This window comes from Streptomyces sp. MP131-18 (assembly GCF_001984575.1).
GTDB classification, from domain to species: Bacteria; Actinomycetota; Actinomycetes; order Streptomycetales; family Streptomycetaceae; genus Streptomyces; species Streptomyces johnsoniae.
The window spans coordinates 7,749,927-7,774,124 of the sequence record NZ_LZNS01000001.1; the positions used below are offsets into that span (position 1 = coordinate 7,749,927).

23 protein-coding genes and 1 pseudogene are annotated in these 24,198 nt (G+C 73.1%); 16 read left to right on the top strand and 8 right to left on the bottom strand.

All coding sequences use genetic code 11. The features are described 5' to 3' along the window. Positions 1-102 precede the first annotated feature (102 nt). Both STBA_RS34410 and STBA_RS34415 read right to left on the bottom strand, forming a co-directional pair. Positions 103-486, bottom strand: coding sequence for a hypothetical protein (locus STBA_RS34410; protein ID WP_077062905.1), 384 nt, complete (start codon positions 484-486; stop codon positions 103-105). A 66-nt stretch (positions 487-552) separates the two neighbouring features. Continuing rightward, complete coding sequence (locus STBA_RS34415; RefSeq protein WP_077062906.1) at positions 553-804, bottom strand: GntR family transcriptional regulator; 252 nt, start codon at positions 802-804, stop codon at positions 553-555. A gap of 52 nt (positions 805-856) precedes the next feature. On the opposite strand from STBA_RS34415, the gene STBA_RS34420 reads away from it, so the two are divergent. The 5 genes and pseudogenes from STBA_RS34420 to STBA_RS34440 all read left to right on the top strand — a co-directional run bounded on the left by STBA_RS34420 (position 857) and on the right by STBA_RS34440 (position 5,273). Then, positions 857-1,582, top strand: coding sequence for a hypothetical protein (locus STBA_RS34420; RefSeq protein ID WP_077062907.1), 726 nt, complete (start codon positions 857-859; stop codon positions 1,580-1,582). Between the two features lie 319 nt (positions 1,583-1,901). Continuing rightward, positions 1,902-2,531: pseudogene (locus STBA_RS34425) on the top strand (lytic polysaccharide monooxygenase); the annotation flags it as partial. Between the two features lie 540 nt (positions 2,532-3,071). Continuing rightward, positions 3,072-4,259: a glycoside hydrolase family 64 protein gene (locus STBA_RS34430; RefSeq protein ID WP_077062908.1), complete on the top strand. Its 1,188-nt coding sequence runs from the start codon at positions 3,072-3,074 to the stop codon at positions 4,257-4,259. Positions 4,260-4,437: 178 nt separating this feature from the next. Continuing rightward, positions 4,438-4,755: a metalloregulator ArsR/SmtB family transcription factor gene (locus tag STBA_RS34435; protein ID WP_077062909.1), complete on the top strand. Its 318-nt coding sequence runs from the start codon at positions 4,438-4,440 to the stop codon at positions 4,753-4,755. A gap of 2 nt (positions 4,756-4,757) precedes the next feature. Further along, positions 4,758-5,273 carry an SRPBCC family protein gene (locus STBA_RS34440; RefSeq protein WP_171987846.1) on the top strand — a complete coding sequence of 172 codons (516 nt, stop codon included), beginning with the start codon at positions 4,758-4,760 and terminating at the stop codon, positions 5,271-5,273. A gap of 40 nt (positions 5,274-5,313) precedes the next feature. Here the strand turns inward: STBA_RS34440 and STBA_RS38180 are convergent, their stop codons facing one another. Beyond that, the gene (locus STBA_RS38180) at positions 5,314-5,463 is read right to left on the bottom strand and encodes a hypothetical protein (protein ID WP_171987847.1); all 150 of its coding nucleotides are present in this window, start codon (positions 5,461-5,463) and stop codon (positions 5,314-5,316) included. 53 nt (positions 5,464-5,516) lie between these two features. Between STBA_RS38180 and STBA_RS34445 the strand changes: the two genes are divergently transcribed. Next, positions 5,517-6,065 carry a GNAT family N-acetyltransferase gene (locus STBA_RS34445; RefSeq protein ID WP_077062910.1) on the top strand — a complete coding sequence of 183 codons (549 nt, stop codon included), beginning with the start codon at positions 5,517-5,519 and terminating at the stop codon, positions 6,063-6,065. Between the two features lie 156 nt (positions 6,066-6,221). Then, the gene (locus STBA_RS34450; RefSeq protein ID WP_077062911.1) at positions 6,222-7,634 is read left to right on the top strand and encodes a glycoside hydrolase family 6 protein; all 1,413 of its coding nucleotides are present in this window, start codon (positions 6,222-6,224) and stop codon (positions 7,632-7,634) included. A 43-nt stretch (positions 7,635-7,677) separates the two neighbouring features. Here the strand turns inward: STBA_RS34450 and STBA_RS34455 are convergent, their stop codons facing one another. Beyond that, on the bottom strand, positions 7,678-8,355 hold the full coding sequence (locus STBA_RS34455) for an NAD(P)-binding domain-containing protein (protein ID WP_077062912.1): 678 nt from the start codon (positions 8,353-8,355) through the stop codon (positions 7,678-7,680). Between the two features lie 119 nt (positions 8,356-8,474). On the opposite strand from STBA_RS34455, the gene STBA_RS34460 reads away from it, so the two are divergent. Then, on the top strand, positions 8,475-9,059 hold the full coding sequence (locus tag STBA_RS34460; protein WP_077062913.1) for a helix-turn-helix domain-containing protein: 585 nt from the start codon (positions 8,475-8,477) through the stop codon (positions 9,057-9,059). A 90-nt stretch (positions 9,060-9,149) separates the two neighbouring features. Here the strand turns inward: STBA_RS34460 and STBA_RS34465 are convergent, their stop codons facing one another. Then, entirely contained in the window at positions 9,150-11,726 is a 2,577-nt protein-coding gene (locus STBA_RS34465; protein WP_077062914.1) for a polysaccharide lyase family 8 super-sandwich domain-containing protein, read from the bottom strand. 294 nt (positions 11,727-12,020) lie between these two features. On the opposite strand from STBA_RS34465, the gene STBA_RS34470 reads away from it, so the two are divergent. Then, positions 12,021-12,791, top strand: a complete 771-nt coding sequence (locus STBA_RS34470; protein ID WP_143659609.1) for a hypothetical protein — start codon at positions 12,021-12,023, stop codon at positions 12,789-12,791. A 37-nt stretch (positions 12,792-12,828) separates the two neighbouring features. On the opposite strand, the gene STBA_RS34475 is transcribed toward STBA_RS34470, so the two are convergent. Beyond that, the gene (locus tag STBA_RS34475; RefSeq protein WP_077062916.1) at positions 12,829-13,260 is read right to left on the bottom strand and encodes a protein-tyrosine phosphatase family protein; all 432 of its coding nucleotides are present in this window, start codon (positions 13,258-13,260) and stop codon (positions 12,829-12,831) included. Positions 13,261-13,297: 37 nt separating this feature from the next. Beyond that, positions 13,298-14,065 (bottom strand): SDR family oxidoreductase, encoded by a 768-nt coding sequence (locus tag STBA_RS34480; protein WP_077062917.1) that lies wholly within the window; start codon positions 14,063-14,065, stop codon positions 13,298-13,300. A 54-nt stretch (positions 14,066-14,119) separates the two neighbouring features. Between STBA_RS34480 and STBA_RS34485 the strand changes: the two genes are divergently transcribed. Next, the gene (locus STBA_RS34485) at positions 14,120-14,479 is read left to right on the top strand and encodes a metalloregulator ArsR/SmtB family transcription factor (protein ID WP_216356008.1); all 360 of its coding nucleotides are present in this window, start codon (positions 14,120-14,122) and stop codon (positions 14,477-14,479) included. A gap of 122 nt (positions 14,480-14,601) precedes the next feature. On the opposite strand, the gene STBA_RS34490 is transcribed toward STBA_RS34485, so the two are convergent. Then, positions 14,602-15,654, bottom strand: a complete 1,053-nt coding sequence (locus STBA_RS34490; RefSeq protein ID WP_077062918.1) for a porin PorA family protein — start codon at positions 15,652-15,654, stop codon at positions 14,602-14,604. A 428-nt stretch (positions 15,655-16,082) separates the two neighbouring features. On the opposite strand from STBA_RS34490, the gene STBA_RS34495 reads away from it, so the two are divergent. From STBA_RS34495 to STBA_RS34520, 6 genes are all read left to right on the top strand, one after another. Beyond that, positions 16,083-17,150 carry a LacI family DNA-binding transcriptional regulator gene (locus STBA_RS34495; protein WP_253195190.1) on the top strand — a complete coding sequence of 356 codons (1,068 nt, stop codon included), beginning with the start codon at positions 16,083-16,085 and terminating at the stop codon, positions 17,148-17,150. A gap of 53 nt (positions 17,151-17,203) precedes the next feature. Further along, positions 17,204-18,832, top strand: a complete 1,629-nt coding sequence (locus STBA_RS34500; RefSeq protein WP_077062920.1) for an FAD-dependent oxidoreductase — start codon at positions 17,204-17,206, stop codon at positions 18,830-18,832. A 132-nt stretch (positions 18,833-18,964) separates the two neighbouring features. Further along, positions 18,965-21,106 (top strand): hydantoinase/oxoprolinase family protein, encoded by a 2,142-nt coding sequence (locus tag STBA_RS34505; protein WP_077062921.1) that lies wholly within the window; start codon positions 18,965-18,967, stop codon positions 21,104-21,106. Then, positions 21,103-21,756, top strand: coding sequence for a hypothetical protein (locus tag STBA_RS34510; protein ID WP_253195191.1), 654 nt, complete (start codon positions 21,103-21,105; stop codon positions 21,754-21,756). Before STBA_RS34505 ends, STBA_RS34510 begins: the two co-directional genes overlap by 4 nt. A gap of 8 nt (positions 21,757-21,764) precedes the next feature. Further along, positions 21,765-23,054 carry a TRAP transporter large permease subunit gene (locus tag STBA_RS34515; protein WP_077062922.1) on the top strand — a complete coding sequence of 430 codons (1,290 nt, stop codon included), beginning with the start codon at positions 21,765-21,767 and terminating at the stop codon, positions 23,052-23,054. Positions 23,055-23,160: 106 nt separating this feature from the next. Beyond that, positions 23,161-24,150 carry a hypothetical protein gene (locus STBA_RS34520; RefSeq protein WP_077062923.1) on the top strand — a complete coding sequence of 330 codons (990 nt, stop codon included), beginning with the start codon at positions 23,161-23,163 and terminating at the stop codon, positions 24,148-24,150. Positions 24,151-24,198: the final 48 nt, after the last annotated feature.

Genomic DNA, 24,198 nt, shown 5'->3' on the forward strand with positions numbered 1-24,198 from the left:
CACACACAGGCGATGGTGCCGGCCAAGGAGATTCTCTGAAAGTTTCGTCCCGCGGCGGGCACGGCCGACCGGGTCAGCGGCCCACGGCGAGATAGCCGTCGATCAACGAGGGCCGGTCGAGGCGTCCCGGCAGGTGATGGCCGGCCGCCGCCCGCTGCGCAGGGCGAGCACCAGCCCGTTGCCGCTGCGCACCACGAACGCCGTGGTCCTGCCCCGCACCCGGTAGCCCCAGCCGCCCATCGACAGCGCGGAGATGTGCCCGGCCTCCACACCGACGATGTCGGCGAAGGGCACCCGCCGTTTCGGCCAACCCAGGTGGCCCATCCTGACCAGGACCCCCGACTCGCCCACCACGACGCGCAGCGAGCCGAACAGCCAGGCGATGACCGGCGCCGTCAGCAGGACCAGGATGCCCGTGCCGGCGGACGTCCACAGCGCGGCGGCCACCCCGCCCGCGATCACCAGGCTGAGCAGCGGGACCGCCACGCTCCTGGACGCCGCTCACCCAAGCGGTCCCGCGCCTCGGCTCCGGTCCCCTGCCCTCCGCGTCCTTCAGCCGAACCTCTCGATCATGTGAACCAACTCCGCCCGCCGGTAGCCGTGCCGGTCACCGGCCGTCACCAACCGCCGGACCAGCTCGGTCACCTCGGCCGCGCCGGGGGAAAGCGCGCTCACCCGGACACCGCGGCCCCGCCGGAACTCGAGCACCCCTTCGTTGCGCAGCTCGCGCATCGCGCGCAGCACCGTATTGGCGTTGATGCCGAGGGCTCCTGCCAACTCCTTGGCGGTCGGCCGCGGTGTCACCGCGCCTGGTTACGATGCGGAAGGGCGCAAGGTACGAGACGGGGGGGCGCACATGGTGAGCCGAGGTTCTGGCGGCGGGCGGCACCGGGCGTGGGGCACGGTCTGCGTGCTGCTCGGGTCGGTGCTGCTGCTCGGCGCGGTCGCCGGACTGGCCGGTATCCCCGAGCAGGTGCGCCAGGAGCGGGCGTTCCTCGCGGCGGAGCCCTGCCCCGACCACGCCGCCGGGCGCGAGGCGTGCCTGCGCACCCTCCCCGGGACGGTTTCCGCCACCGAGAGGCGCAGTTCGCGCAGCGGCGCTACCTACCGCGTCTCGCTGGAGGGGGCGGCCGGCTGGTCGGCCGTCGTGCGCCTCGGCGCCGAGCCCCTGGGGGAGCGGCTGCGGCCGGGCGACCCGGTGACGATCAGCCTGTGGGAGGGTGAGATCGCCGCGCTCGACCGAGACGGCGTCACCCAGCGCCTCTCCGGCGCCCCGGACTTCGGGCCCCAGGTCTACGCGGTGGTGGTGATGGAGGCGACGGTGTGCGGGGGGTGGCTCCTGTTCATCGGCCTGATCGCCGTGCGCCGGGCCGGCCTGATGGCCGCCCGCGGGGTGCGGGCGGCCCTTCCGCCGCTGCTGCTCCTGATACCCGTGACCGTGCTGCTGCCACTGCTGCCCGCCCTCCTGGCGAGGAACGGGGACGGCGCCGGGCCCGTGGGCGCCACCCTCGCCGCATGGGCGGCACTCGAAGCCCTCGCCCTGTGGCTCCTGCGCGGACGGCTGCGCCTGCCCCCGGCCTGACCGCCCCTCACCTTTCTCCGGATTCACTCGCGTCCGCGTTGGCCCCGGAAGCCTTAAGGCCGGAAGAAGTGCTTCCGGGGTGGGCGATTGGGCGCTACGGTGCCCGACGGGAGCGCTCCCATGCGCGGCTGTGGTACCGACGACGGGCCGTCGGTGCACCGATCAGACGTCCGAGGGCCGGTGCCGCCGGGTGCCCGTTTCGGGAGACGACTCTTCCTGAGGAGAACCCGTGTCCAATGAATCCACCGGCCGGAGACAGGCTCCGACCGGAAAACTCCGTTTGGCAGGCGTGGTCGGAGCCGGCCTGCTCGCTCTCCTGATGGCCTCCATCCCCTCCCCGGCATCGGCCCACGGGGCCAGCATGATGCCGGGCTCACGCACCTACCTGTGCTATCTGGACCTGCGCGAGAACAGCAGCACCCAGATGCCCGCCAACCCGGCCTGCGCCGCCGCGGTCCAGCAGGGCGGCACCGGTCCGCTGTACAACTGGTTCGCCGTACTGGACTCCAACGGCGGCGGACGCACCACCGGTTACATCCCGGACGGCACGCTGTGCAGCGGCGGCAACAGGGGCCCGTTCAACTTCTCCGCGTACAACGCGGCGCGCAGCGACTGGCCGAAGACGCACCTCACCTCCGGCTCGACCATCGAACTGCGGCACAGCAACTGGGCGCATCACCCCGGCAGGTTCGACGTCTACATCACCAAGAGCGGATGGTCGCCGAGCCAGTCGCTCGGCTGGGGCAACCTGGAGCGCATCAGCTCGGTGACCAACCCGCCGCAGCGCGGCGGCGTGGGCTCGGAGGGCGGCCACTACTACTGGGACGTCCAGCTGCCGAGCCGGTCCGGCCAGCACCTCCTCTTCGTGCACTGGATCCGCTCCGACAGCCAGGAGAACTTCTACTCCTGCTCGGACATCGTCTTCGACGGCGGCAACGGCCAGGTCACCTACGGGGACGGCCGGACGCTGGACGCGGAGGACGTCGCGGAAGCTGGTGAGGCGGCCCAGGCGTTCACCCCGGCGGCCGACGAGGTGCCGGCGGCCCACCAGGGACACCAGGGACACCAGGGACACGAGGGGCACGAGGGGCACCTCGGCGCACCGGCCGCGGCCGGTGCCGCCGCACCGGCCGGGGCGGTGCTGAGGGACGTGCGCGACGCGTTCTTCGGCTGGTTCGCCTGACCGGGGCCGGCTGAGAGAAAACGTCCGGCGGGTCCACCGGCCCGCCGGACGGGCACCAGAACCCTCTGTGTGCAGCGGTTCCACAAAACGCCCGCGGTCTGTGCGAAACCCGTCCTGCGGACGGACACCGAGTCCCCGCAAACGAGTTGGTGCCGAACGCATTGACAGTGGGCGGCGCTCACGCCACGGTGAGAGCGCTCTCAATTGAGAGCGCTCTCACAGCGCGCTCCACGGGAAGGGGTGCGAGCTGTCGGAGCAGTGCTGTGGGTGCCCGGCGACGGGACTGGCTGACACGAGGAGGACACGGTGTTCCGTTTGCGAAGAGTTCTGGCGGCCGCGGTCGCGACCCTGGTCGTCGCCACGGGCTTCACCGTCTCGGGCCCGGCGCCCGAGGCGGAAGCCGTACCCGACACCATCCCGCTCACGATCACGAACAACTCCGGGCGTGACGAGCCCGTTTACCTCTACAACCTGGGCACGCAGCTCAGCTCGGGCCAACAGGGCTGGGCCGATGCCGCGGGCACCTTCCATGCCTGGCCGCCCGGGGGCAGCCCGCCGACGCCCGCCCCTGACGCGTCGATCCCCGGTCCCGCCAACGGCGAGACGATGACGATCCAGCTGCCGAAGTTCTCCGGCCGGGTCTACTTCTCGGTCGGCGAGAAGCTGTCGTTCAGCCTCGCCACGGGCGGCCTGGTGCAGCCGGCCGTGCAGAACCCGGACGACCCGAACCGCAACATCCTGTTCAACTGGTCGGAGTACACGCTCAACGACTCCGGGCTGTGGATCAACAGCACGCAGGTCGACATGTTCTCCGCGCCCTACTCGGTGGGCGTGAGTGACGCGAACGGCGAGGTCCGGACGACCGGCACGCTCAAGCCCGGCGGCTATCAGGCAGTCTTCGACGGTCTGCGCTCGGCCGGGTGGGGCGGTCTCATCCTCGACGGCCCCGACGGCACCCCGCTGCGCGCCCTGTCACCGGGCCACGGCGTGGCCACCGGTGGTGTGCCGGCCGACGTCATGAACGACTACGTCGACCGGGTGTGGAGCCAGTACAGCTCGTCCACACTGACGGTGACGCCGTTCTCCCACGAGCCCGACACCAAGTACTACGGTCAGGTCTCTGGCGACGTCATGAACTTCACCGATGGCGCGGGCAACGTCGTCACCAGCTTCCAGAAGCCCGACTCGGACAGCATCTTCGGCTGCTACAAGCACCTCGACGCCCCCAACGACCAGGTCCGCGGGCCCATTTCGCGCACCCTGTGCGCGGGCTTCAACAGGACCACCCTGCTGACCAACCCCAACCAGCCCGACCCGGACAACTCCGGCTTCTACACGGACGACGTGACCAACCACTACGCCCGTCTCATCCACGAGCAGATGGTGGACGGCAAGGCGTACGCCTTCGCGTTCGACGACGTCGGCGCGCACGAGTCGCTCGTGCACGACGGGAACCCGAGCGAGGCGTTCATGACCTTCGCGCCGTACAACTGACAGGAGTTCCCGCCTGCGGCGGGCGTCCGGTGGGGCCGACGAGCCCCACCGGACGCCCGCCGTTTCACGTGGGGCGGCCGCGACGTCCGGGCCGCCGTCAGCTCGCCGCACCGGCCGGGAACGCCCACAACGACTGGGTAACTTGCTCGTTACGTAAGCCGCATGTTACAAAAGGGAGGTGTCAGAGAAGGTTTTCGAGGCGCTTGCCGACCCGACCCGCCGACGGCTGCTGGAGCTGGTCGCGTCGGGGGAGCGGACCGCGGGGGAGCTGGCCGCCGAGTTCGACGTGAGCCGTCCGGCCGTCTCCCGGCATCTGCGCGTGCTGGCCGAGGCGGGTCTCGTGACGTGGCGCGGGGAGGCCCAGCGCCGCCTCTACCGGCTCAGGCCCGCGGGGCTGGACGAGGCCGGGGCATGGATCGAGCGGACGCGTGACAACTGGGCAGCCCGGCTGGACTCCCTGGTACGGCACCTCGATGAACAAGGAAAGGACGAATGACGATGAGCGAAGCGGACATGGACCGGGCGCCCGCGGCGGACGGCCGCCGCGGCACCCTGGGGGTCGGCGCGGACGGCGCCTGGCAGATCCGGTTCGAGCGGCGGATCGGGCACCCTCCGCAGCGGGTCTGGGACGCCCTGGCCGACCCGGCGCAGCGGGCCCGATGGATGCCGGGCGTGACCCTGGCGACCAGCCCCGACGCCCCCGTACGCTTCGACTTCGGTGAGGAGGGCGGTGCCGAGGGGCGCGTGGTCGCCGCCGATCCGCCGCGCAGTCTGGAGCACACCTGGCAGTGGCCCGGGGAGCCGGCCGCCGTCGTGCGGTGGGAGATCACTCCCGAAGGGGACGGCTCGCTGCTGGTGCTGCTGCACCGCCCTCTCGCGGCCGAGCCCGCCGTGCACTACTGCACCGGATGGCACGCGATGCTGGACGGCCTCGAAGCGCACCTGGACGGCGTCGAGCCCGCCGAGCCGGACTACGCGGACCTCCACGCGCTGTACGCCGCGGCGATCCGGTAAGGGCGCCCGGGGCGCCGGTGAGGGAACGCCCCGACCGCCGTCACCGCTGAACGGACGAGGGCCGCGTGTGGTCGTCGTGGCTGTAGTAGTTGAGGGAGTCGGCGGGCGCGGTCCATACCGGGTCCGGACCTCGGCCTGGTGGCGGGCCGCCGGTCCCCGGCACCGTGGAGCCGACCTCGTGAGTCGGCACACCTGGGTCTTCTCTTCGGATGACTCCCACGGGCGTGCGATAGGTTGCCCACCATGGCTGAACTCGGGCCTGTCGCCTGGCCACCCGCCCCGCTGAGGACCGAACGGCTCGTGCTGCGCGAGTCCGGGGCCCGAGACCGTGCGGCGTTCATCGAGCTGTTCGCCTCGCCAGAAGTGCGTACCTACCTCGGTGGCCCTCGACCGCGCGACGAGCTCGAACGCGCGGTGCCCGAGGTGCCCGGGCGTCGCCCTGGCCTTTTCGTGATCGATCTCGACGGAGCGATGATCGGTACGGTCACGCTTGACCGGCGCGACGCGGAGCGTCCGGGGCACCTCCGTCCGGATGCCGGAGAGGCCGAGCTCGGCTACATGGTCCTGCCCGAGGCGTGGGGACGCGGGTACGCCGCCGAGGCGTGCGCAGCGGTACTCGGCTGGTTCGCCGACGCGTTCCCCGGCGAGCCGGTGGTGCTCTGCACCCAGACCGCCAACAACCGCTCGATGAGCCTCGCGGCCAGGCTCGGGTTCACCGAGGTGGCGCGGTTCGACGAGTACGGCGCCGAGCAGTGGTTCGGCGTGTGGTCCCCGGTCACGCCGTCCATGTGAGCCTTCTTCCGAATCACCGATGCCGGACGCGATCCGGCCTTCGAACGGTCACCGGCCACCGGCCACCGTCCCGTTCGTTCCGCTTGCGCGGTTGCGGTGCTACGTTCTGCGCGGGAGCGCTCCTGCCAGTCGATCGAAGCCATCGCGAGGAGCCGCATGATCACCCGTTCAGCCTCTGACGCAGGGGCTGCCGGCCCCGTGCGCCGTGCCTGGTGCCGCCGCGCACTGGTCGCCGTCGCAGCCGCGAGCGCGTGCGCCGCCGTGGCCGGTCTGCTCGCCACCGGTCCCGCGAACGCCGCCCCTCCCGTCCCCACCGCGCGCGGGGACAACCCGTACGAGGGCGCGACCGTCTACGTCAATCCCGAGTGGTCCGCGAATGCCGCCACCGTCCCGGGCGGCGCCGCCGTCGCCGACCAGCCGACGGCGATCTGGCTGGACTCCCTCGCCACCCTCCACGGGCCCGACGCCCAGACCGGCCGCACCATGAAGCTCGCCGACCACCTCGACGCCGCGCGGGCCCAGGGCGCGGACCTCGTACAGCTGGTGCTCAACAACCTGCCTGGCCGCTCCTGCGCCCGCGAGGCCGGGCAAGGCGAGCTTGCCCCGGGCGAACTGGACCGCTACCAGCGGGAGTACGTGGACACCATCGTGGACATCATCAGCGACCCGGCCTACGCCGAGCTACGGATCGTCACGGTGATCGAACCCGACTCCCTGCCCAACCTCGTCCTGCACACCGGCGACCGCCACGACGCCACCTGGCTCTGCCAACAGGTACTGGAATCCGGTGATTACGTGCGGGGCGTCGGCTACGCCCTCGCGCAGCTCGGCGAACTGCCGAACGTCTACAACTACCTCGATGCCGGCCACCACGGCCGGATCGGCTGGGACGAGGACTTCATGGCGGTCACCGACCTGATGTGGCGGGCGGCCAACACGGAAGGCGCCAGATCCGCCGACGTCCACGGCTTCGCCGTGAACGTCGCGAACTACAGCGTGCTGCACGAGGAGTACTTCACCGTCGACGACGTGATCAACGACCAACCGGTCCTGCAGTCGCGGTGGGTGGACTGGAACAGCTACGTCGACGAGCTGCCGTTCGCGGAGGCCGTGCGCAAGCGTTTCGTCCGGCTCGGCTTCGACTGGGACGTCGGCATGCTGATCGACACCTCCCGCAACGGGTGGGGAGGCCCCGAACGCCCGACCGGGCCGCCGGACCCGGACGAGCAGTGGTGGGGCGTCGACGACTACGTCGACAGCAACCGCATCGACCGTCGCAACAGCGCGGCGCACTGGTGCAATCAGACCGGTGCCGGCCTCGGCGAGCGTCCGACCGCGAGCCCCGAGCCGGGGGTCGACGCCTATGCCTGGATCAAGCCGCCCGGCGAATCGGACGGTTCGCCAGAGGAACTGCCGGACGCCGGGGGGCGGCAGCCGGACGCGATGTGCGACCTCTACGACGACTGGGACTTCGAGGAGACCGGCGCGCTGCAGGGCGGCGGGTTGTCCGGCGACTGGTTCCCCGCGCACTTCGAGCAGCTGCTGGCCAACGCCCACCCGCCACTGTGACGGCTCGTCATGGCGGTCATGGCGGTCATGGCGGTCATGACGGTCATGGCGTTCCGTATGCTGCCAGGAGCCTGGCGAGGTCGTCCGCGGACGCGGGCCGGCCGGGGGCGGCGAACATTCCGGCCGGATCGAGATAGGCGTGCTGGGCGGGCGTGCCCGGCGCGAACCGGCGGCTCTCGGCCAGGGGGCCCACGTCGTACGCGTCGTAGCCGAGCGAGTCGATCAGGGCGGTGACTGCCTTCTTGGCGGTGGCGTCGTTGCCGGCGATGGGCAGCGCACTGCGGTCCCAGGCGCCGGCCGGGCGTCCCAGGGTGGCCAGGTGTCTGAAGAAGATATTGCTGAACGCCTTGACGACGTGTGAGCCGGTCAGGTGCGTCTGCAGCAGGAGGTGGGCCTGGGCGCCCGCGGCCGCTATCCCGGGGACGCGGCCCTGGCGGGCGGGGTCGTAGTTGAGGGTGTCGATGACGACCTTGCCCCGAAGAGGGTCGGCGGGGACCTGACGGTAGGCCCTGATCGGAATGGTCACCACGACGAGGTCACCGGCGGTCGCGGCCTCGGCAGGGGGTGCCGCGCGGGCGTTCGGGCCGAGCCGCACGACCAGCTCGCGCAAGGTCTCCGGGCCGCGGCTGTTGCTGAGGATGACGGTGTGGCCGGCGTCGACCGCGAGGCGGGCGAGCGTGCTGCCGATATTGCCGCTGCCGATGAAGCCGATGGTGGTCATGGTCTCCTGCCGGTCCCGGGTAAAGTAAGGGGGCCCTTCACATAAATGAAGGCCTGCCTTGACTTTACCGCAGGACCCCCTTCGTTTGGCAAGCCCGGTTGGATCAGGAGGAATGTGCGATGGCCGCCAGCGAGTCCGGCCCGCGAGCCGAGCCCGGTTTCACCGTGAGGCGGCCGGCGCGCGCCGACGCCCGCCGCAACTTCGACGCCCTGCTCGACGCCGCTCGTGAGGTGTTCGCTGCCGACGGTGCCGATGCCTCGCTGGAGGGGATCGCCCGGCGGGCAGCGGTCAACATCGCGACGCTCTACCGCAACTTCCCCACGCGTCAGCATTTGTTCGAGGCCGTCTACCTGGACGAGGTCGAAGCCCTCGCCCTCATGGCGGCCGAGTTGGACAGCCTCGAACCGTGGGACGCCCTGGAGAGCTGGCTGCGCCAGTTCGTCAGCTACGCGACCACCAAGAAGGCCATCTACGACGCCATCGCGCACCGCGCGGAGATGTTCGTGACCGGCCGCGACATGATCCACGCGGCCGGTCGGCCGCTTCTCGAACGAGCCCAGGGCGCCGGCAAGGCCAGGGCCGACGTGAGCTTCGACGACGTGCTCTTCCTGGTCAACGGTGTCAGCGGGGCGAACTTCGTCCAGGAGGCACAGCAGGACCGGGTGCTCGCCATGGCCTTGGACGGCATCAAAGCTCATAAGTGAGCACGACGACCAAGTGGTGGGGCCGATGCCGCGGACCGCCGCTGCTTTCCTTCCCGTTCTCGGCCGGCGGCGGTCTGCGCGGCCAGGGCGCTACCGGAGCCTCGCCGTGAAGCTCCGGCCGTGGGCACGGTGGGTGGTGACGTCGATGCGGGTTCCGCCGGGCACGCGGCGGACTCTGACTCCTTCGTCCGCCGCGAGGGCTTCCCGCGCCCGGCCGCGGACCGTGACCGAGACCGTGTCCCTGTCCATCGTCGGGTCCGACACGGCGATCTCCGCGGTGCCGTCGTCCGCCTCCTGCCAGATCACCGAGGCCCGCCCGTCGATCCACAGCCGCTCCGCGCGGTGCGTGCCGGAGGTGAAGGAGTTCGCGGCGACGAGCCGGAGCCCGGAGTGCTTCACGGCCTGGAGGCGCGCGCTGTTCGCCAGCACGGACAGCGGGCCCTCCGCATACCCACCGAGCTGCCGTTCCGAGGCGCCGGGGACCAGGGCATAGGCCATCGCGACCGGGGCCGCGCCCGCCGCCTGCTCGACGCCGAGCGAGAACACCTGCTTGGTCACCGCCGTGTCGGGGTTCGTCAGCCGGACGGTCCGGCGGCTCCGCGTCACCGTGCCGAGGGCGACGGCAGGTTGCGGCCCGTCCAGGAAGACGTATCCGACGGCCGTGCCGCGGCCCGGTGCGGCGTACCGCAGCCAGGCCAGCGCCGCCGCACCGGTCCCCGACCAGCGGGTGCCGTCGCGGAGGCGGCCGGTCAGGTGGACCGCCTCCGAGGGATCGGCGATCCTCGTGTCAAGCGTCGTCGTCACCGCACGGCCCGCGGCGTCCCCCACATCGGCGGCCAGCACCACGATCTCCTCGTCGAGCATGAACCACGACTTCGTGGCGCGGGCGTTGCGGTACGCGACGAAGTCGCCCGGCAGCAGCCCGTCCTGGTGCGCGGCCCAGGCGGCGTCGTCGCCCTGCACCAGCCCGGCCGCGCCGTACGCGCCGAGCGCGGCGCCGCCGGAGAACGTGTTGGTGCCGCGCGGGAAGTAGACGTAGGTGTTCTGCGACTCCGAGGAGGAGGTGAACCCGCGCTCCGGGTTGTCGTACCACAGCCCCCCGTACAGTTCGGGAATCGTCCGGCGGGCCTCCGCCGGGGCGGTGACCCCGGCGAGGCGGTACGGCGAGACGGCGGTGTAGTAGTCCACGCCGAAGACCCGGGTCTGGTCCTCGCCGGACAGATAGAGGTAGTGCGCCCCGTCCCCCTGGAACCACGGCATCAGGTTCTCGCCGTTCATGTACTCGTACTTGCTGATCCGGTCCGAACTGCGCGCCAGGGCGAACGCGAAGCCGGGCCGCCGGTGGACGGTCCTGTCCATCGCGTTGAACGCCACGTTGCGCGCGGCCGGATTGAGGTCGGCGGGCGGCGCGGACGCGTCCGCGAGGATGTCGGCGTACCGTGCGATGCTCACGGGCGAGACGAACCCGGTGGGGTCGACGGCGACCCGCGAGGTCTCGTGCAGGAACTTCACGTAGCCCCGCAGCGCCGTCGCGTCCGCGCCCGTGGTGTGGGCCGACAGGTCGGCGACGGCCTCGACGACCGTGGCGACGGCGGCGTACCCGGAGGTGGTTCTCGACACCGCGCGGCCTCTGACCACCTCCATCATCCAGCCCTCGAAGATCAGCGGTGCGAAACCGTCGGCCACCCACGTCCGTACCACCGCGGCGAGCCCGTCGTCCGGCAGGTGGCCCGTGCCGTCCAGGACCTTGAGCGTCTGGACGACGCGGGAGAGCAGCGACGTTCCGTAGGAGCCGGTGTAGGCCACGGAGGCGTGCTGGATGAACGAGCCGTCCGCGTAGAAGCCGTCGGTGACGCCGTGCCGCGGCCGGTACGGGTCGACCGTTGCGTAGACCGTCCGCTGGTCGGCGACCGCCTTGCCGATGCGCGCGTCGTCGCCGAGCAGGGCGCCCTGGAGCATCCGGTTCGTGGTGATGTCCGCGAGGTTCGCACCGGTGTGGAAGCGCGAGTCGAGGTCGACGTCGCCGTCCTTGCCGTTGCGCAGGTAGGCGTCCATCGAGGCGACGTAGAGCGGCACGAGCCCGGGATCGTACTCCGCGACCGCGTCCGCGAGCAGCGCCAGGGTCCTGCTCACATGGGTGGAGATCCCGATCTCCCAGTGGAACCAGTTGCCGTAGTACCCCTGTGACTGGTCCCCGTAGTAGGTGCCGTGCACCCGCACGAGCCCGTCGAGGACCCGCCGCTGGACCGCGGCACTGCCGTGGAGGTCCGAGGCGGGGCCACCGGTCACCCGGGTGGCGAGCGCGATCTCCCACAGGTACTGGAACGTGGAGTTGAGGTTGCCGTCGCTCGTGCCGAGCGGGAGGCCCCGGAACAACTCGCCGGAGCCCGCCTCGTCCATCGCCGCCAGGTGGCTCCGCGCGGTGGCGTCGATCGCCGCGAGCTTCGCGCGGACCTCGGGGCGGGCATTCGACTCGGCGGTGCCGGCGAACATCGCGACCGTATTGCCGATCAGCCGGTCGTGGGCGCCCGGCGAGGCCCCGGCCGCCGTCCCCGGTCCGGCCGCTGTCCCCGGTCCGGCCGCCCCGGCGGATGCGGGCCCGGCGCCGGCGAACACGGCCGCCGCCGCGGGGAGTGCCGAGACGAGAGTACGACGGGAGATCTCCACGAGAACGCTCCAGGGCTCGACGGCACGGGATTTGTGGCATCCAACCAATGGTGCGTCGCCCTGTCACTAGGGTCCGTCCTCAAAGGGGGGTGTCCGATCAGTGAGCGGCGCCGCGGGCAACTACCGGGCGGCGCCCGCCAGGAGCCGCGGCGCGGGCAGTTCCCGCGTCGGCGGCGGCCCGGCTCCGGTGGGCATATGCCGGGCGCCGCGGGGGAGTTGTGCCGGTCCGCACGTCGGTGAGCCGGTCGGGGCAGCCGTCTGGAGTCCCGCGTGAGGGGCCGTTACGCTGGGGTCGTGGCATGGTTCCGTAGGCGACGCGGGCAGGCACCACGGGCCGGCGGCGCGGACCAGCCGCCCGCGGCGCGGGTGGGGCAGCGGCCCCACGGCCGGTGGCTCGGGGCCCGCGAGCTGCCGCCCGTCGCGGTTCCCAGCGAGACGGACCGGATCATCGACCGCAATGTCGCGCCCGCCCTGCTCGACGCCGGGCGCATCGTGCAGATCCGCGCCAGGTACGAGGACCTGCTCAGCCACCGCACGGATGCCCCGGTACACGTCGGCGTCGGTGGCAGGGCCGCGATCCTGCTGTGCCTCAGCGCCGCGCAGCGGCCCGATCTGCGCGGGCTCGACGAGCAGCTCACCGCCGAGGGCGCGGTGCTGTACGTGCAGGCCCACCGTCTCGACCCGTACGGCATGCTGCGCCTGGTCCTCGCGCTGGCTCCCGGCCTGGTCTTCAGGACGCCGCTGACCCTCGCGCACGGCGATGTGCAGGAGTTCCTCACCGCCGCCTACGCCGAAGAGGCCGTCGAGCTCCACGTGTCCCATCAGAACCGGCAGCGCCTGCCCGCATTCGTCTGTACGGCGAGCGGCCTGCGGGGCCGCGTGGACACCGCCCTGGACACCCTCGGCGGCCTCCACCACCCGGCCGGACCCGTCGAACAGGCAGTCCGGGTCGCGCGGTTGGAGGCAATGTTCCCCGGGGCCCTCGACGGCGTCGAGGACGGCAGCGCGGTGCCGCTGCGCGTCGGCCACCGCGGCGAGGACACCGTGCTGGTGACCGCGCCCTGACGGGCCCGGGCCCAGGCCCGATGCCCCGCGTGCCCGCTCAGCCGGGGAACCGTTCGACGTAACGGCGCTGCCACGGGGTCTCCACGGCGCGCGCCGCGTAGTGCCGCCGGACGTAGGCCACCGCCTCGTCACCAGGGACCCCGTCCAGCACGGCCAGGCACGCCAGCGCCGTGCCCGTTCGCCCGCGCCCGCCGCCGCAGGCGACCTCGACGCGCTCGCCTTCGGCGCGATCCCAGGCCGCCCGCAGCGCCTCGACGGCCGCCGAACGGTCGGTCGGCAGCCGGAAGTCGGGCCAGCGCAGCCAGTGCGCCTCCCACGGAACGGGCGGCGGCCGGCGGCCGAGCAGGTACAGGCCGAAACCGGGGTCGGGCCCGTCCGGGCGCGGGTGGCGCAGCCCGCGCCCGCGCACCAGCCGCCCGGATGGCAGGCGCAACACGCCGGCCGCAGTCGGCTCCCAGGTGGTGATCACGGACCGAGCGTAGCGGCCGGCTCGGGCGCCGCCGGACTCAGGTCAGTTCGAGCCCGCCGTCGAGGGTGAGGACCTGGCCGGTGAGCCAGGTGGCGCCCGGGTCGGCGAGGTGGAGAATCCACGGCGCGACCTCGTCCGGCAGGCCACGGCGGCCCAGCGGTATCCGGGCGGCCTCCTCCCGCTTGATGCTGTCGACGACGGCCCGCGGCAGCCCGGCGGCGTGCAGCGCCTCGCTCTCGGTCGGCCCGGGGGCCAGGGCATTGACCCGGACGCCGTCGCCGGCCAGCTCAAGTGCCCAGGTGCGGGTGAGCTGTTCGAGGGCGCTTTTCGAGGCGGCGTAGTGGGCCGCACCGGGCAGCGGCCGGTGCCCGTAGGTGCTGGAGATGTTGACGATGGCGCCGCGGGTCCGCCGCAGCCCGGGCAGCGCGGCCCGGGCGAGCAGACTGGGCGCGGTCACATTGAGCGCGAACAGTTCCGTGATCCGGGCGGCGCTGGTCTCGGCCAGCGGCATCAGGGCGGTGGCACCGGCGTTGTTGACCAGGACGTCGATGCGCCCCCAGCGGTCGAGGGCCGCGCCGGTCACCGCGTCCGCGGCATCCTCGCCGCGGAGGTCGGCGGGGAAGGCGGCGATGCCTGGGTGCGCGCGGGCGGTCTCCGCCAGCGGGCCGGGCCGGCGGCCGACGCCGAGGACGTGTGCCCCGGCCCCGGCGAACGCGACGGCGGTGGCTCTGCCGATGCCGGAGCCCGCGCCGGTGATGATCACGACGCGCTCCTCGAATCGGTCCGCGGCCGGCTCCGAGGCCATGGTCCACCCCTTCGTTCGATGTTCGTGGAACATCGAAACAGTATCATCGTCCCCATGAGGCAGGCACGGCATCCCGAGGTCGGCGAGATGGCCCTCACCGAGGTGATGGCCGCGCTGAGTGACCCGATCCGCGTGGGACTCGTGCGGCTGCTGTCCGACGGCCGCGAGCGGGGCTGGGGCGAGCTGCGCGCACCGGTGGCCAAGTCCACCCTCAGCCACCATCTGCGCGTGCTGCGCGACGCCGGCCTCACCCGCACCCGCCAGGAGGGCACGCGCTGCTTCGTCGAGTTGCGCAGCGGTGACCTCGACGCCCGGTTCCCCGGCCTCCTGGCCGCGGTGCTCGGCGCGGCCGAGCAGGAGGACGTCGGGCACCAGGTGGGCCTGGCCGCGTCTCCCGCCGGGCAGCGCAGGTAGCGCGGCCGGGCGCCCGCCCGAGCCACGGGCGCGGGCCGGACAGCGGAACGCCGCTGCCGCGACCGGTCGGGCCGGCCGCGGCAGCGGCGTCGTTCCTGCGGGGCATGCCCCGGTGCGGGTGGTCAGCCGGTGGCGGCTCCGCTCGCGGCCGGCGCAGGCGGCGAGTCGGGGTCAGGACCGGAGTTGGCACGTCTGCTGCGCAGCTCGCCCCAGATGGCGAAGCCCGCCAGCAGCACCCCGATGACCAGCAGCCCCAGCGGGATGACCATGCGGATCAGCCACAGCAGGTTGGCCATCGACTCGGCGTCGTCCGCCCGTTCCGCGGTGCCCTCGGGCGTGCCCTCGACCGCCATGGAGTTGACCGGGGCGAGCGTCACGGGGCCCTCGGGGCCCTCGGTCTGGGCCACGATGGTCTGTTCCAGGGTGCCGTTGAGGACCGTGCCCGTGTCCTTGTCGATCCAGGCCACGCGTTCGGTCGTGGCCGCGTACGTCAGCGGCACGGGATCGGGCAGGGCGCCGAGGAGGGCGGGGTCGGGCAGCTGCTCGGCGGGCAGTTGCTCGGCGAGACCCGCCACCACGTCCCTGGGCAGGGCCGGCGGCAGACCCTCGGCGATGGACGGGTCGGCCAGCTCGCCCGCGGCCTGGATCACGTAGACGTAGGTCTCGCGGCCCTCGACGTCCTCGGTGCGGTCGTACACGGCCGGCGCCTCGGTGCCGGTGGTCGGGTCCCAGAAGGTGTAGTCGCGCTCCTCGGGCTCGAGCGGCCAGGAAATGACCAGGCCCTGGTGCTCCTCGGCCTCGCTGCCCTCGGGGGCCGGGCGGTCCTCCAGATCGCTGCGGTCGACGGCCCAGCGGTGGCTGGTGGCCGACAGTTCCGTGTCGTCCTGCCCGGTCACGACCACATCGTCGGTGACCACGGCCGTGCTGCCGTCCGTCTCCACGACCTGGACCCTGCGGTCCAGCGAGATCGGTATGTCCGTGAGGAAGGCGTTGGCCAGGTCACCGGTCTCCAGGGCCGCCGCGTTGAGCAGCGAGGCCGTGCCGGTGTACTCGAAAGTGGTGTCCGTGTCGGACGGGACCTGATGCACGGCCGGATAGACCGCGAGCCGGGTCACGGCCGAGGCGGCCACCAGCACGGCGGCCGTTCCGGACAGAATCCAGGTACTTCTTCGCATGGTGTCTCCCGACTGCGGGCGCACGGCTGTGTGCGCGGCTGGGCCAACTTATGATCGGCCGGGTGGCCGGTCAATAAGCACCGGTGAACGCAACGTAGTTGAGACCTCGCCTGCGTGTTCGACAGTTGCGCGACCCGATCCGTTCCGGTCCGGGAACGTTCATCGGCGGTCCCCGGCAGCGCACCGCCGGGCACGTCGCGCCCCCGCACGCCGCCGCGGCGCGTGCCGTCCCGCGCCCGCCGCCGGCCTGTTCCGTCGCCCGCGCCGGTCCGGGCCGGGGCGGCTGGATTTGGCCGTCACAGATCGATGCCGCCCGGCTCTTGACGTGCGTGGGGCGCAGGAGGCACAGTTCCCCCTAATCCGCATTAGTTCAGGTGGGATCTCTTCTTGCTCGCCAGCTAATGCGCATTAGTCGGGAGGGTGGAGAAGTGGCGGAAAAGGAGCCGAAGGCGGCCCGGCGCGGGCGCCCGCGGCAGGCCGAGGTGGCGCGCCTCGCGGGCGTCTCGCAGACGACCGTGTCGCTCGTCCTGGGCGGCAACAAGCAGGGCATCGTCATCCAGGAGGCCACCCGGGAACGCGTGCTCCTCGCCGCGCGAACGCTCGGCTACGTTCCGGACCCCGCCGCCAGGCGGCTGGCCGCGGCGCGCAACAACCTGCTGGGCGTGTTCAGCTTCACCGCGACCTTCCCGACGGCGGTCGAGCACTCCTACTACCGCTTCCTCGTCGGCATCGAGCAGGAGGCCGCCGCCCGCGGCTACGACCTGGTGCTGTTCACCGGATCGAGCACCGGGGGCGCGGGCGCCGGGGCGCCCGGCGCGCTGGACCGTGTCCGCCTCGCGGACGGCTGCCTGCTGCTGGGCCGCCACGTGCCCGCCGAGCAGTTGCGGCGGCTGGTGGACGACGGCTTCCCGCTGGTGCACCTCGGCCGGCGGGACGAGCCGGAGGGACTGGCCTGGGCGGGCGCCGACTACGCCGCGGCCAGTGCCGAGGTCGTCGGCCACCTGGCCGGGCTCGGCCACCGCCGCATCGTCCTGGTCCGCGAGGACGACGATGCGCCCGCGTCGAGCGACCGGCAGCGCGGCTTCCTCGCCGGACTGGCCGCCGCCGGACTGCCGGGGCGGGACGGAGCCGTGGTCCGCACCGCCCGCCCGGCGGCCGACATCACGGCGGCGTGGGTGCGCGCCCGGCACGCCGAGGGAGTCACCGCGTTCGTCGCCGAGGAGACCGACACCGGGGACGCCTGGCGGGCGCTCCGGGCCGCGGTCGCCGCGGCCGGGCTCGCGGTACCGGAGGCCGTGTCCCTGGCCCTGCTCGGCTCCCCGCCCGCCGACCTGTCCGACCAGCCCGTGCCCACCGGCTTCGACATCCCCCGCGCCGAGCTGGGCGCCGCCGCCGTGCGCCTGCTCACCGGCCTGCTGGCCGGGGCGGAGCAGCGGTCCGGCTCGCTGGTCGCCTGCACGTTCCGCCCCGGCACGACCGCGGCGCCGCCGCCGTGAGGCGGCGCCCGCCACCGCACAGAACCGCACCGTCCCGCAAGGAGAACCCGCACATGCCGGAACCCACCAGCCCACCCGCCGCGACCGACGTCCTCATCGTGGGCGGCGGGCTCGGCGGGGTGGCCGCCGCCCTCGCCGTCTGCCGGGCGGGCCGGCGCGCCGTCCTGACCGAGGAGACCGACTGGATCGGCGGCCAGCTCACCTCGCAGGCCGTGCCCCCGGACGAGCACCCGTGGGTCGAGCAGTTCGGCACCACCGCCACCTACCGGGCGCTGCGCGGGCACATCCGCGACTACTACCGCAGGTGGTACCCGCTGCGGGCCGAGGCCCTGGCGCTCACCGAGCTGAACCCGGGCGCGGGCCGCGTGAGCAAGCTGTGCCACGAGCCGCGCGTCGCGCTGGCCGTGCTGGAGGCCATGCTGGCGCCGCACCGCGCGGCCGGGCGGCTCACGGTGCTCACCGAGCACCGCCCGGTCGCCGCCGAGACGGACGGCGACTCCGTCCGCGCGGTCACGCTGCTCGACACGCGGGTCGGCGCACGGCGCACGGTGAGCGCGCCGTACGTGCTGGACGCAACGGAAACCGGTGAACTGCTGCACCTCGCGGGCGTGGAACACGGCCTGGGCGCCGAATCACGCGCCGAGTTCGACGAACCGCACGCCCCCGAGGAGGCGCAGCCGCTCAACCAGCAAGGCATCACGGTCTGCTTCGCCGTCTCCCATCATGAAGGCGAGGACCACACCGGACAGCGGCCTGCCGACTACGACTTCTGGCGCTCCTACCGGCCGGACTTCTGGCCGGGCCCGCTGCTCGGGTTCACCGCCCCCGACCCGCGCACGCTCGAGCCGGTCGGCCGCAGCTTCCGGCCGAACCCGGTCGAGGACCCGCTGGCCGTTGCCGCCGACCAGAGCGCTGACGCGGGGGACAAGGAGCTGTGGGGCTTCCGCCGCATCCTGGCCCGCGGCCTGCACCGGCCCGGCGCGTTCGACTCCGACATCACGCTGGTGAACTGGCCCCTGAACGACTACTGGCTCAAGCCCCTGGTCGGGGCGGGGGAGGAAGCGGCGGCCGCGGCCCTCGCGGGCGCCCGCGAACTGTCCCGCTCGGTGCTCTACTGGCTCCAGACCGAGGCGCCGCGCGCCGACGGCGGCACCGGCTTCCCCGGGCTGCGCATCCGCCCCGACGTGACGGGCACGCCCGACGGCCTGGCCAAGGCCCCCTACGTGCGGGAGGCGCGGCGCATCAAGGCCGTCACCACCGTCACCGAGCACGACGTGGCCATCGACCTGGTCGGCCCCTACGGCGGCACCCGGCACCGCGATTCCATCGGCGTCGGCGGCTACCGCATCGACCTGCACCCGTCCACCGGCGGCGACGACTACATCGACATCGGCTCGGTGCCGTTCGAGATCCCGCTCGGCGCCCTGCTGCCGCGCCGGGTGCGCAACCTGCTGCCGGCCGGCAAGAACATCGGGACCACCCACATCACCAACGGCTGCTACCGGCTCCACCCGGTGGAGTGGAACGTGGGCGAGGCCGCGGGCGCGCTGGCCGCGCACTGCCTCGACGAGAACGTGACCCCGCATCAGGTGCGGGAGGAGGACAAGCGCTTCGCCGAGTTCGCGCGCGTCCTCGACCGGGCCGGCGTCCAGCGCCACTGGCCCGACGTCCGGGGCTACTGAGCGCGGCCCCGCGGCGGCGGACGGCGAGCCCGGACGGCAAAACCGGACGGCGAACCCGGGCGGGACAGCTCCACCTGTCCCGCCCGGCACCGCGCGCACCCCGACACGGCACACAAGGAGGTGTCCCAGAACATGACCGCTCAACGGACCACTCATCGCCTGCGCGTCGGCATCGACGTGGGCGGAACCTTCACCGACGCGGTGGCCGTCGACGCCACCACCCTGGAGCTGATCGGCCAGGTGAAGGTACCGACCAGCCATCACCACCCGGACGGTGTGGCGCACGGCATCGTGGAGGCGCTCGACCGGCTCCTCACCGAGGTCGGCCGCGCCCCCGAGGACGTGGCGTTCCTCGCGCACGGCACGACCCAGGCTACCAACGCCCTGCTGGAGGGCGACGTCGCCCCCGTGGGCCTGCTCGGCATCGGCTCCGGCCCCTCCGCGGTGCTCACCCGCCGCCTCGCCGGCCTGGCCAAGCTGGAGCTGACCCCGGGCCGCACCCTGCCGCTGCACTACGCGCACGTCCCCGACGCCGCCGACACCGCAGAGGTCCGCGCGGCGATCGACCGCGTGCGGGCCGCGGGCTCGGAAGTCGTCGTCGCCACCGAGCCGTTCAGCGTGGACTCGCCCGAGGGCGAGCAGGCGGTGGCCGACCAGGCGCGCGCCGCCGGGCTGCCGGTCACCGCGGCCCACGAGATCACCTCGCTGTACGGGCTGAACAAGCGCACCCGCACCGCCGTGGTCAACGCCGCGATCCTGCCGAGGATGCTGGCCACGGCCGACCTCGTCGACGAGTCCGTGGTCAAGGCGGGGGTGCGCGCGCCGCTGATGGTGATGCGCTGCGACGGCGGCGTCATGTCGCTGGACGAGATGCGCCGCCGCCCGCTGCTCACCGTGCTGTCCGGCCCGGCCGCCGGGGTGGCGGGCGCCCTGATGCAGGAACGGGTCAGCGAGGGCGTCTTCCTCGAAACCGGCGGCACCTCCACCGACATCAGCGTCATCCACCGCGGCAAGGTCGCCGTCCGGCACGCGGTCATCCTGGGGCGCGGCTCCTACCTGCCGGCCCTCGACGTCAGGACGGTCGGCGTCGGCGGCGGGTCGATGGTCCGCGTCTCAGGCGGCAAGGTCGTCGCCGCCGGGCCGCGCAGCGCTCACATCGCCGGCCTGCCCTACGCCTGCTTCGCCGAGCCCGGGGACCTCGCGGACGCGCGGCTCGCGGCACTGCGCCCGATGCCGGGCGACCCCGACGACTACGCGGTGATCGACGCGGCGGGCGGCCGGTTCGCCGTCACCATGACCTGCGCGGCCAACGCGCTCGGCCGGGTGCCCGAGGGCGACTTCGCGCGCGCCGACCCCGCGGTCGCCGCGCTGGCCCTCGCGCCGCTCGCCGAGGCACTGGGCACGGACGTGGCCGGTGCGGCAACGGCCGTGCTGGACGCGGGAGCCGGGCAGGTACGCGAGGTCGTCGACCGGATGATCCGTGACTACCGGCTCGACCGGGACGCCGTGGTGCTGGTGGGCGGCGGGGGCGGTGCCGCCTCGGTCACCCCGCACCTGGCCGCCGCCGCGGGCCTCACCGGGAGGATCGCCAGGAACAGCGAGGTGATCAGCCCGATCGGCGTGGCGCTCGCGCTGGTCCGCGAGCAGATCGAACGGATCATCCCCGGCGCCACGCAGGAGCAGATCCTCGGCGTGCGCAACGACGCGGAGCTGGCCGTCGTCGAGCAGGGCGCGGCGCCGGGCGCCGTGGAGGTCGAGGTGACCGTCGACCCGCAGACCAACACCGTGCGGGCCATCGCCACCGGCGCCACCGAGCTGCGCACCCAGGACCGGGCCCACCGGGCGGACGAGGCCGAACGCCTCCGCGCCGCCGCGGCCAGCCTGAAGGTGCCGCCCGCACAGGTCGACGTGCTCGCGGGCACGCCCGCGCACACCGTGTACGGAACGGTCCGCCGCCGGCGGCTGCGGCGCCCGCTGCACCCGGTGCGGGTCATCGACGCGGACGGCGTGGTGCGCCTCCACGCGGCCGACGCGCGCGTCGCCACCACCACCGTGGCCGAGGCGTCCGGCGTGCTGGCCGAGCTGGTGCGCGAGACCACCTCGTACGGCGACGGCGGCGTGCGCGCCCCCGCGCTGCGGCTGCTCCTCGGCTCGCGCATCGCGGACCTGTCGGGCGTGCTGGACGCGGAGCCGCTGCTCGCGCTGGCCCGCAGCGAGCTGCGCTCGCGGACCGGCGACGAGCCGGTGATCGCCGTTCTGGAGGTGCGCGCATGAGCGCCGTCCGCGCCGGAACGCTGGAAGGGCTGCGCCCGGCGCGGCTGCGGAGCCTGCGGTCGGCCTGCGCGGAGCTCGCCGAGCGCGAGGACACGGAGTTCGCGGCCACACTGCTCGGCAACACCGCCACCCACGAGGGCCGTTCGCCCGAGCAGCTGCGCCGCTGGGCCGAGGCGGCGGCCGCGTTCGGCACCGAGCTGGCCGGGCAGGAGACCGGGGAGCTCCCGGTCGGCGCCCGGATCGTCGAACGGCCGGACGGCCTCGCCGACGACCGGCTGCTGCTCGCGCGTTACCGCTCCCGTCCGCAGCCCGCCGTCGAGCTGTACACGGACACCCTCGCACTGGCCGAGGAGCTGACCGGACTGCTCGGCTGGCGCGGCTGGTTCCCCGCCGGGTCGGTCCGCCCCGCCGCCGTCGCGCACGAGGCCGCCCACCACCGGCTGCACGACCCCGCCGTGAAGCGGCGGCTGCGCCGGTGCCTCGACCACCCCGTGCTGAGCCTGGGCCGCCACCGGCTGCTCGGCCATGTCGCGGGTGCCGACGAGATCGCCGCGCACGCGTTCACCCGCACCGCGCTCGGCCTCGGCCGCAGCCCGCTGCTGCTGACCGCCGCGCTCGCCCGCGCGGTCGGTGCCCTGAGAGAGAACTGAGGTCCGCCATGGGAATCGTCATTCTGCTGATCATGCTGGTCGGCGTCGTGCTGATGCTGACCCGCAAGCTCCCCACGGCGTTCGCCCTCGTCGTCCTCGGCGTCGTCATCGCCCTCGTGGTGGGCGCGCCGCTGACCGGCGAGGCCAGCGTGTTCGACACCGTGCTCCAGGAGGGCGCGGCCAAACTCGCGGCCACCATGATCGCCATTCTGCTGGGCTCCTGGCTGGGCAAGCTGCTGGACGAGACCGGCATCGCGGGCACGCTGGTCCGCAAGATCGTCGAGTTCGGCGGGGACCGCCCCACCGTGGTCGCGCTCGGCGTGCTCGCGATCTCCGCGCTCGTCGGCACCGTCACCGGCTCGGCGCCCGCCGCGATGCTCGCCGGCATCATCGGCATCCCCGCGATGATCGCGGTCGGCGTGCCCAAGGTGACGGCGGCCGGCACGATCCTGATGGGCATCGCCGCGGGCATGCCGTTCGAACTGCCGATCTGGCAGTTCTTCTCCACCGCCCTCGACCTGCCGGTCGACACCGTGCGCGGCTTCATGATGAAGCTGTTCCCGTTCGCCGCGTTCTTCGCCGTGCTGTTCGTCCTGGTGGAGACCCGGCGCCGCGGTGTGGAGCACACCTGGTCGCTGCGGTCGGTCGGGGCAGGCCAGGAGGAACGGCCCTCGCGGCGCCGCCGGCTCGGTGACGCGCCGTGGTACGCGCTGTTCACGCCCGCCGTCCCGCTCGTGCTGGCCCTGGGCTTCGAGGTCGCGATCATCCCGTCGCTGCTCGCCGGCGTGCTGTACGCACTGGTGACCACGACCCGCCCGCGCGACATGAACACCCGGCTGCTGCGCACGCTCTACGCCGGGTTCGAGGTGGCGGCCCCGCCGATCGCCCTGTTCATCGCCATCGGCGTGCTGCTGGCCGCCGTGCAGCTGCCGGACTCCATCGCCGCGCTCGAACCGCTGGTCGAGGCCGTCAGCCCGCAGAACCCGGTGCTCTTCGTGCTGATCTTCACCGCGCTCGCGCCGCTGTGCCTGTACCGGGGCCCGCTGAACGTCTACGGCCTCGGCGCCGGCATCGCGGGCGTGCTGATCGCGTCCGGCATCTACCCGGCCGTCGCGGTCCTCGGCCTGATGGCCTCCTACAACCAGGTGTTCGGGGTCGCCGACCCCACCAGCACCCAGACGGTGTGGAGCGCGCAGTACTCCGGCGTCAGCCCGCAGCAGGTGATGATCCGCACCCTGCCGTACGTGTGGTGCGTGGCGCTCGGCGGCCTGTGCGTCACCGCCGTGCAACACCTGTGAGCAAGCGCCCCGTTCACCGCCGACCCCCAGCCGGCCGGCGTCCGCCGGCCGGCCACCCACCCGACGTGACTCGACTCGACCGCACACCGACGTAACGGAGTCAGTGATGACCGTGAACCGCCGCACCTTTCTCTCCGGAGCCGCCGCGACCGGCGGGCTGCTCGCCCTCGGCCACGCCACCGCCCCGGCCGCGGCCGCCGCGCCCGGCGGCTTCCCCGACTACACCCACCTCGGCACCCTGCTCACCCCCGGCCGGCTGTCCTACAACCCGACCGGCGAGATCATCTTCCCGACCATCCGCGGCGTGTACGACCGGCTGTCCTCGCCGCTGGGCCGCTACTACCTCTACTACGCGCCGCACGACGCGCCCGGCGGCATCTGCCTCGCCTACGGCGACTCCATCGCCGGCCCGTTCACCGAGTACCCGCACAACCCGATCGTCTCCAACGACTGGGCGCCGCACTACTCGGTCAGCCACGTCTCCTCCCCGCACGTCATGTGGCACGAGGAGGAGCGCGAGATGTGGCTGTACTTCCACGGTGAGAACACCACGACGCGGCTCGCCCGTTCGGCGAACGGCGTGGACTTCACCTACGACCGGGTCGTCCTCACCACCGCCATGCTGCCCGCCGGCACCACAGAGGCGTCCTATGCGCGGGTGTTCCGGCACGACCTGCCCGGCCGCGGGGCGCGCTACGTCATGCTGTTCATGCTCAACACCGCGGCCAACCACCGCTCGATCGGGTGGGGCTGGTCGCCGGACGGGCGGAGTTGGACGTTCGCCCAGCAGCCGCTGATCCGGTACTCCGACGTCGGCGTGAACGACCTCAGCGGCCCGCACCTGCTGACCCGCAACGGCTCGGCGTACGTCGTCTACCACACCGACAAGGCGCACGGGGGCACCATGCGCATCACCGAGGTCGGCAACGACTTCGGCCTGCGCAACCATCTGGGCGTCTTCTACCGCCCGTTGTCCGGCGCGCCCGACAACGGGCGGGCCGCGGCCCCGTCGTTCGGCACCGACCGCGGCGTGCCGTACATGGTCTACGAGGCGGGCGACCGGCTGGCCGGCAGCATCGCCGTCGCGCGCGGCTGACCGCCGGTGCCCCCGGCCGCGGCGGAACGCGTCCCGCCGCGGCCGGGC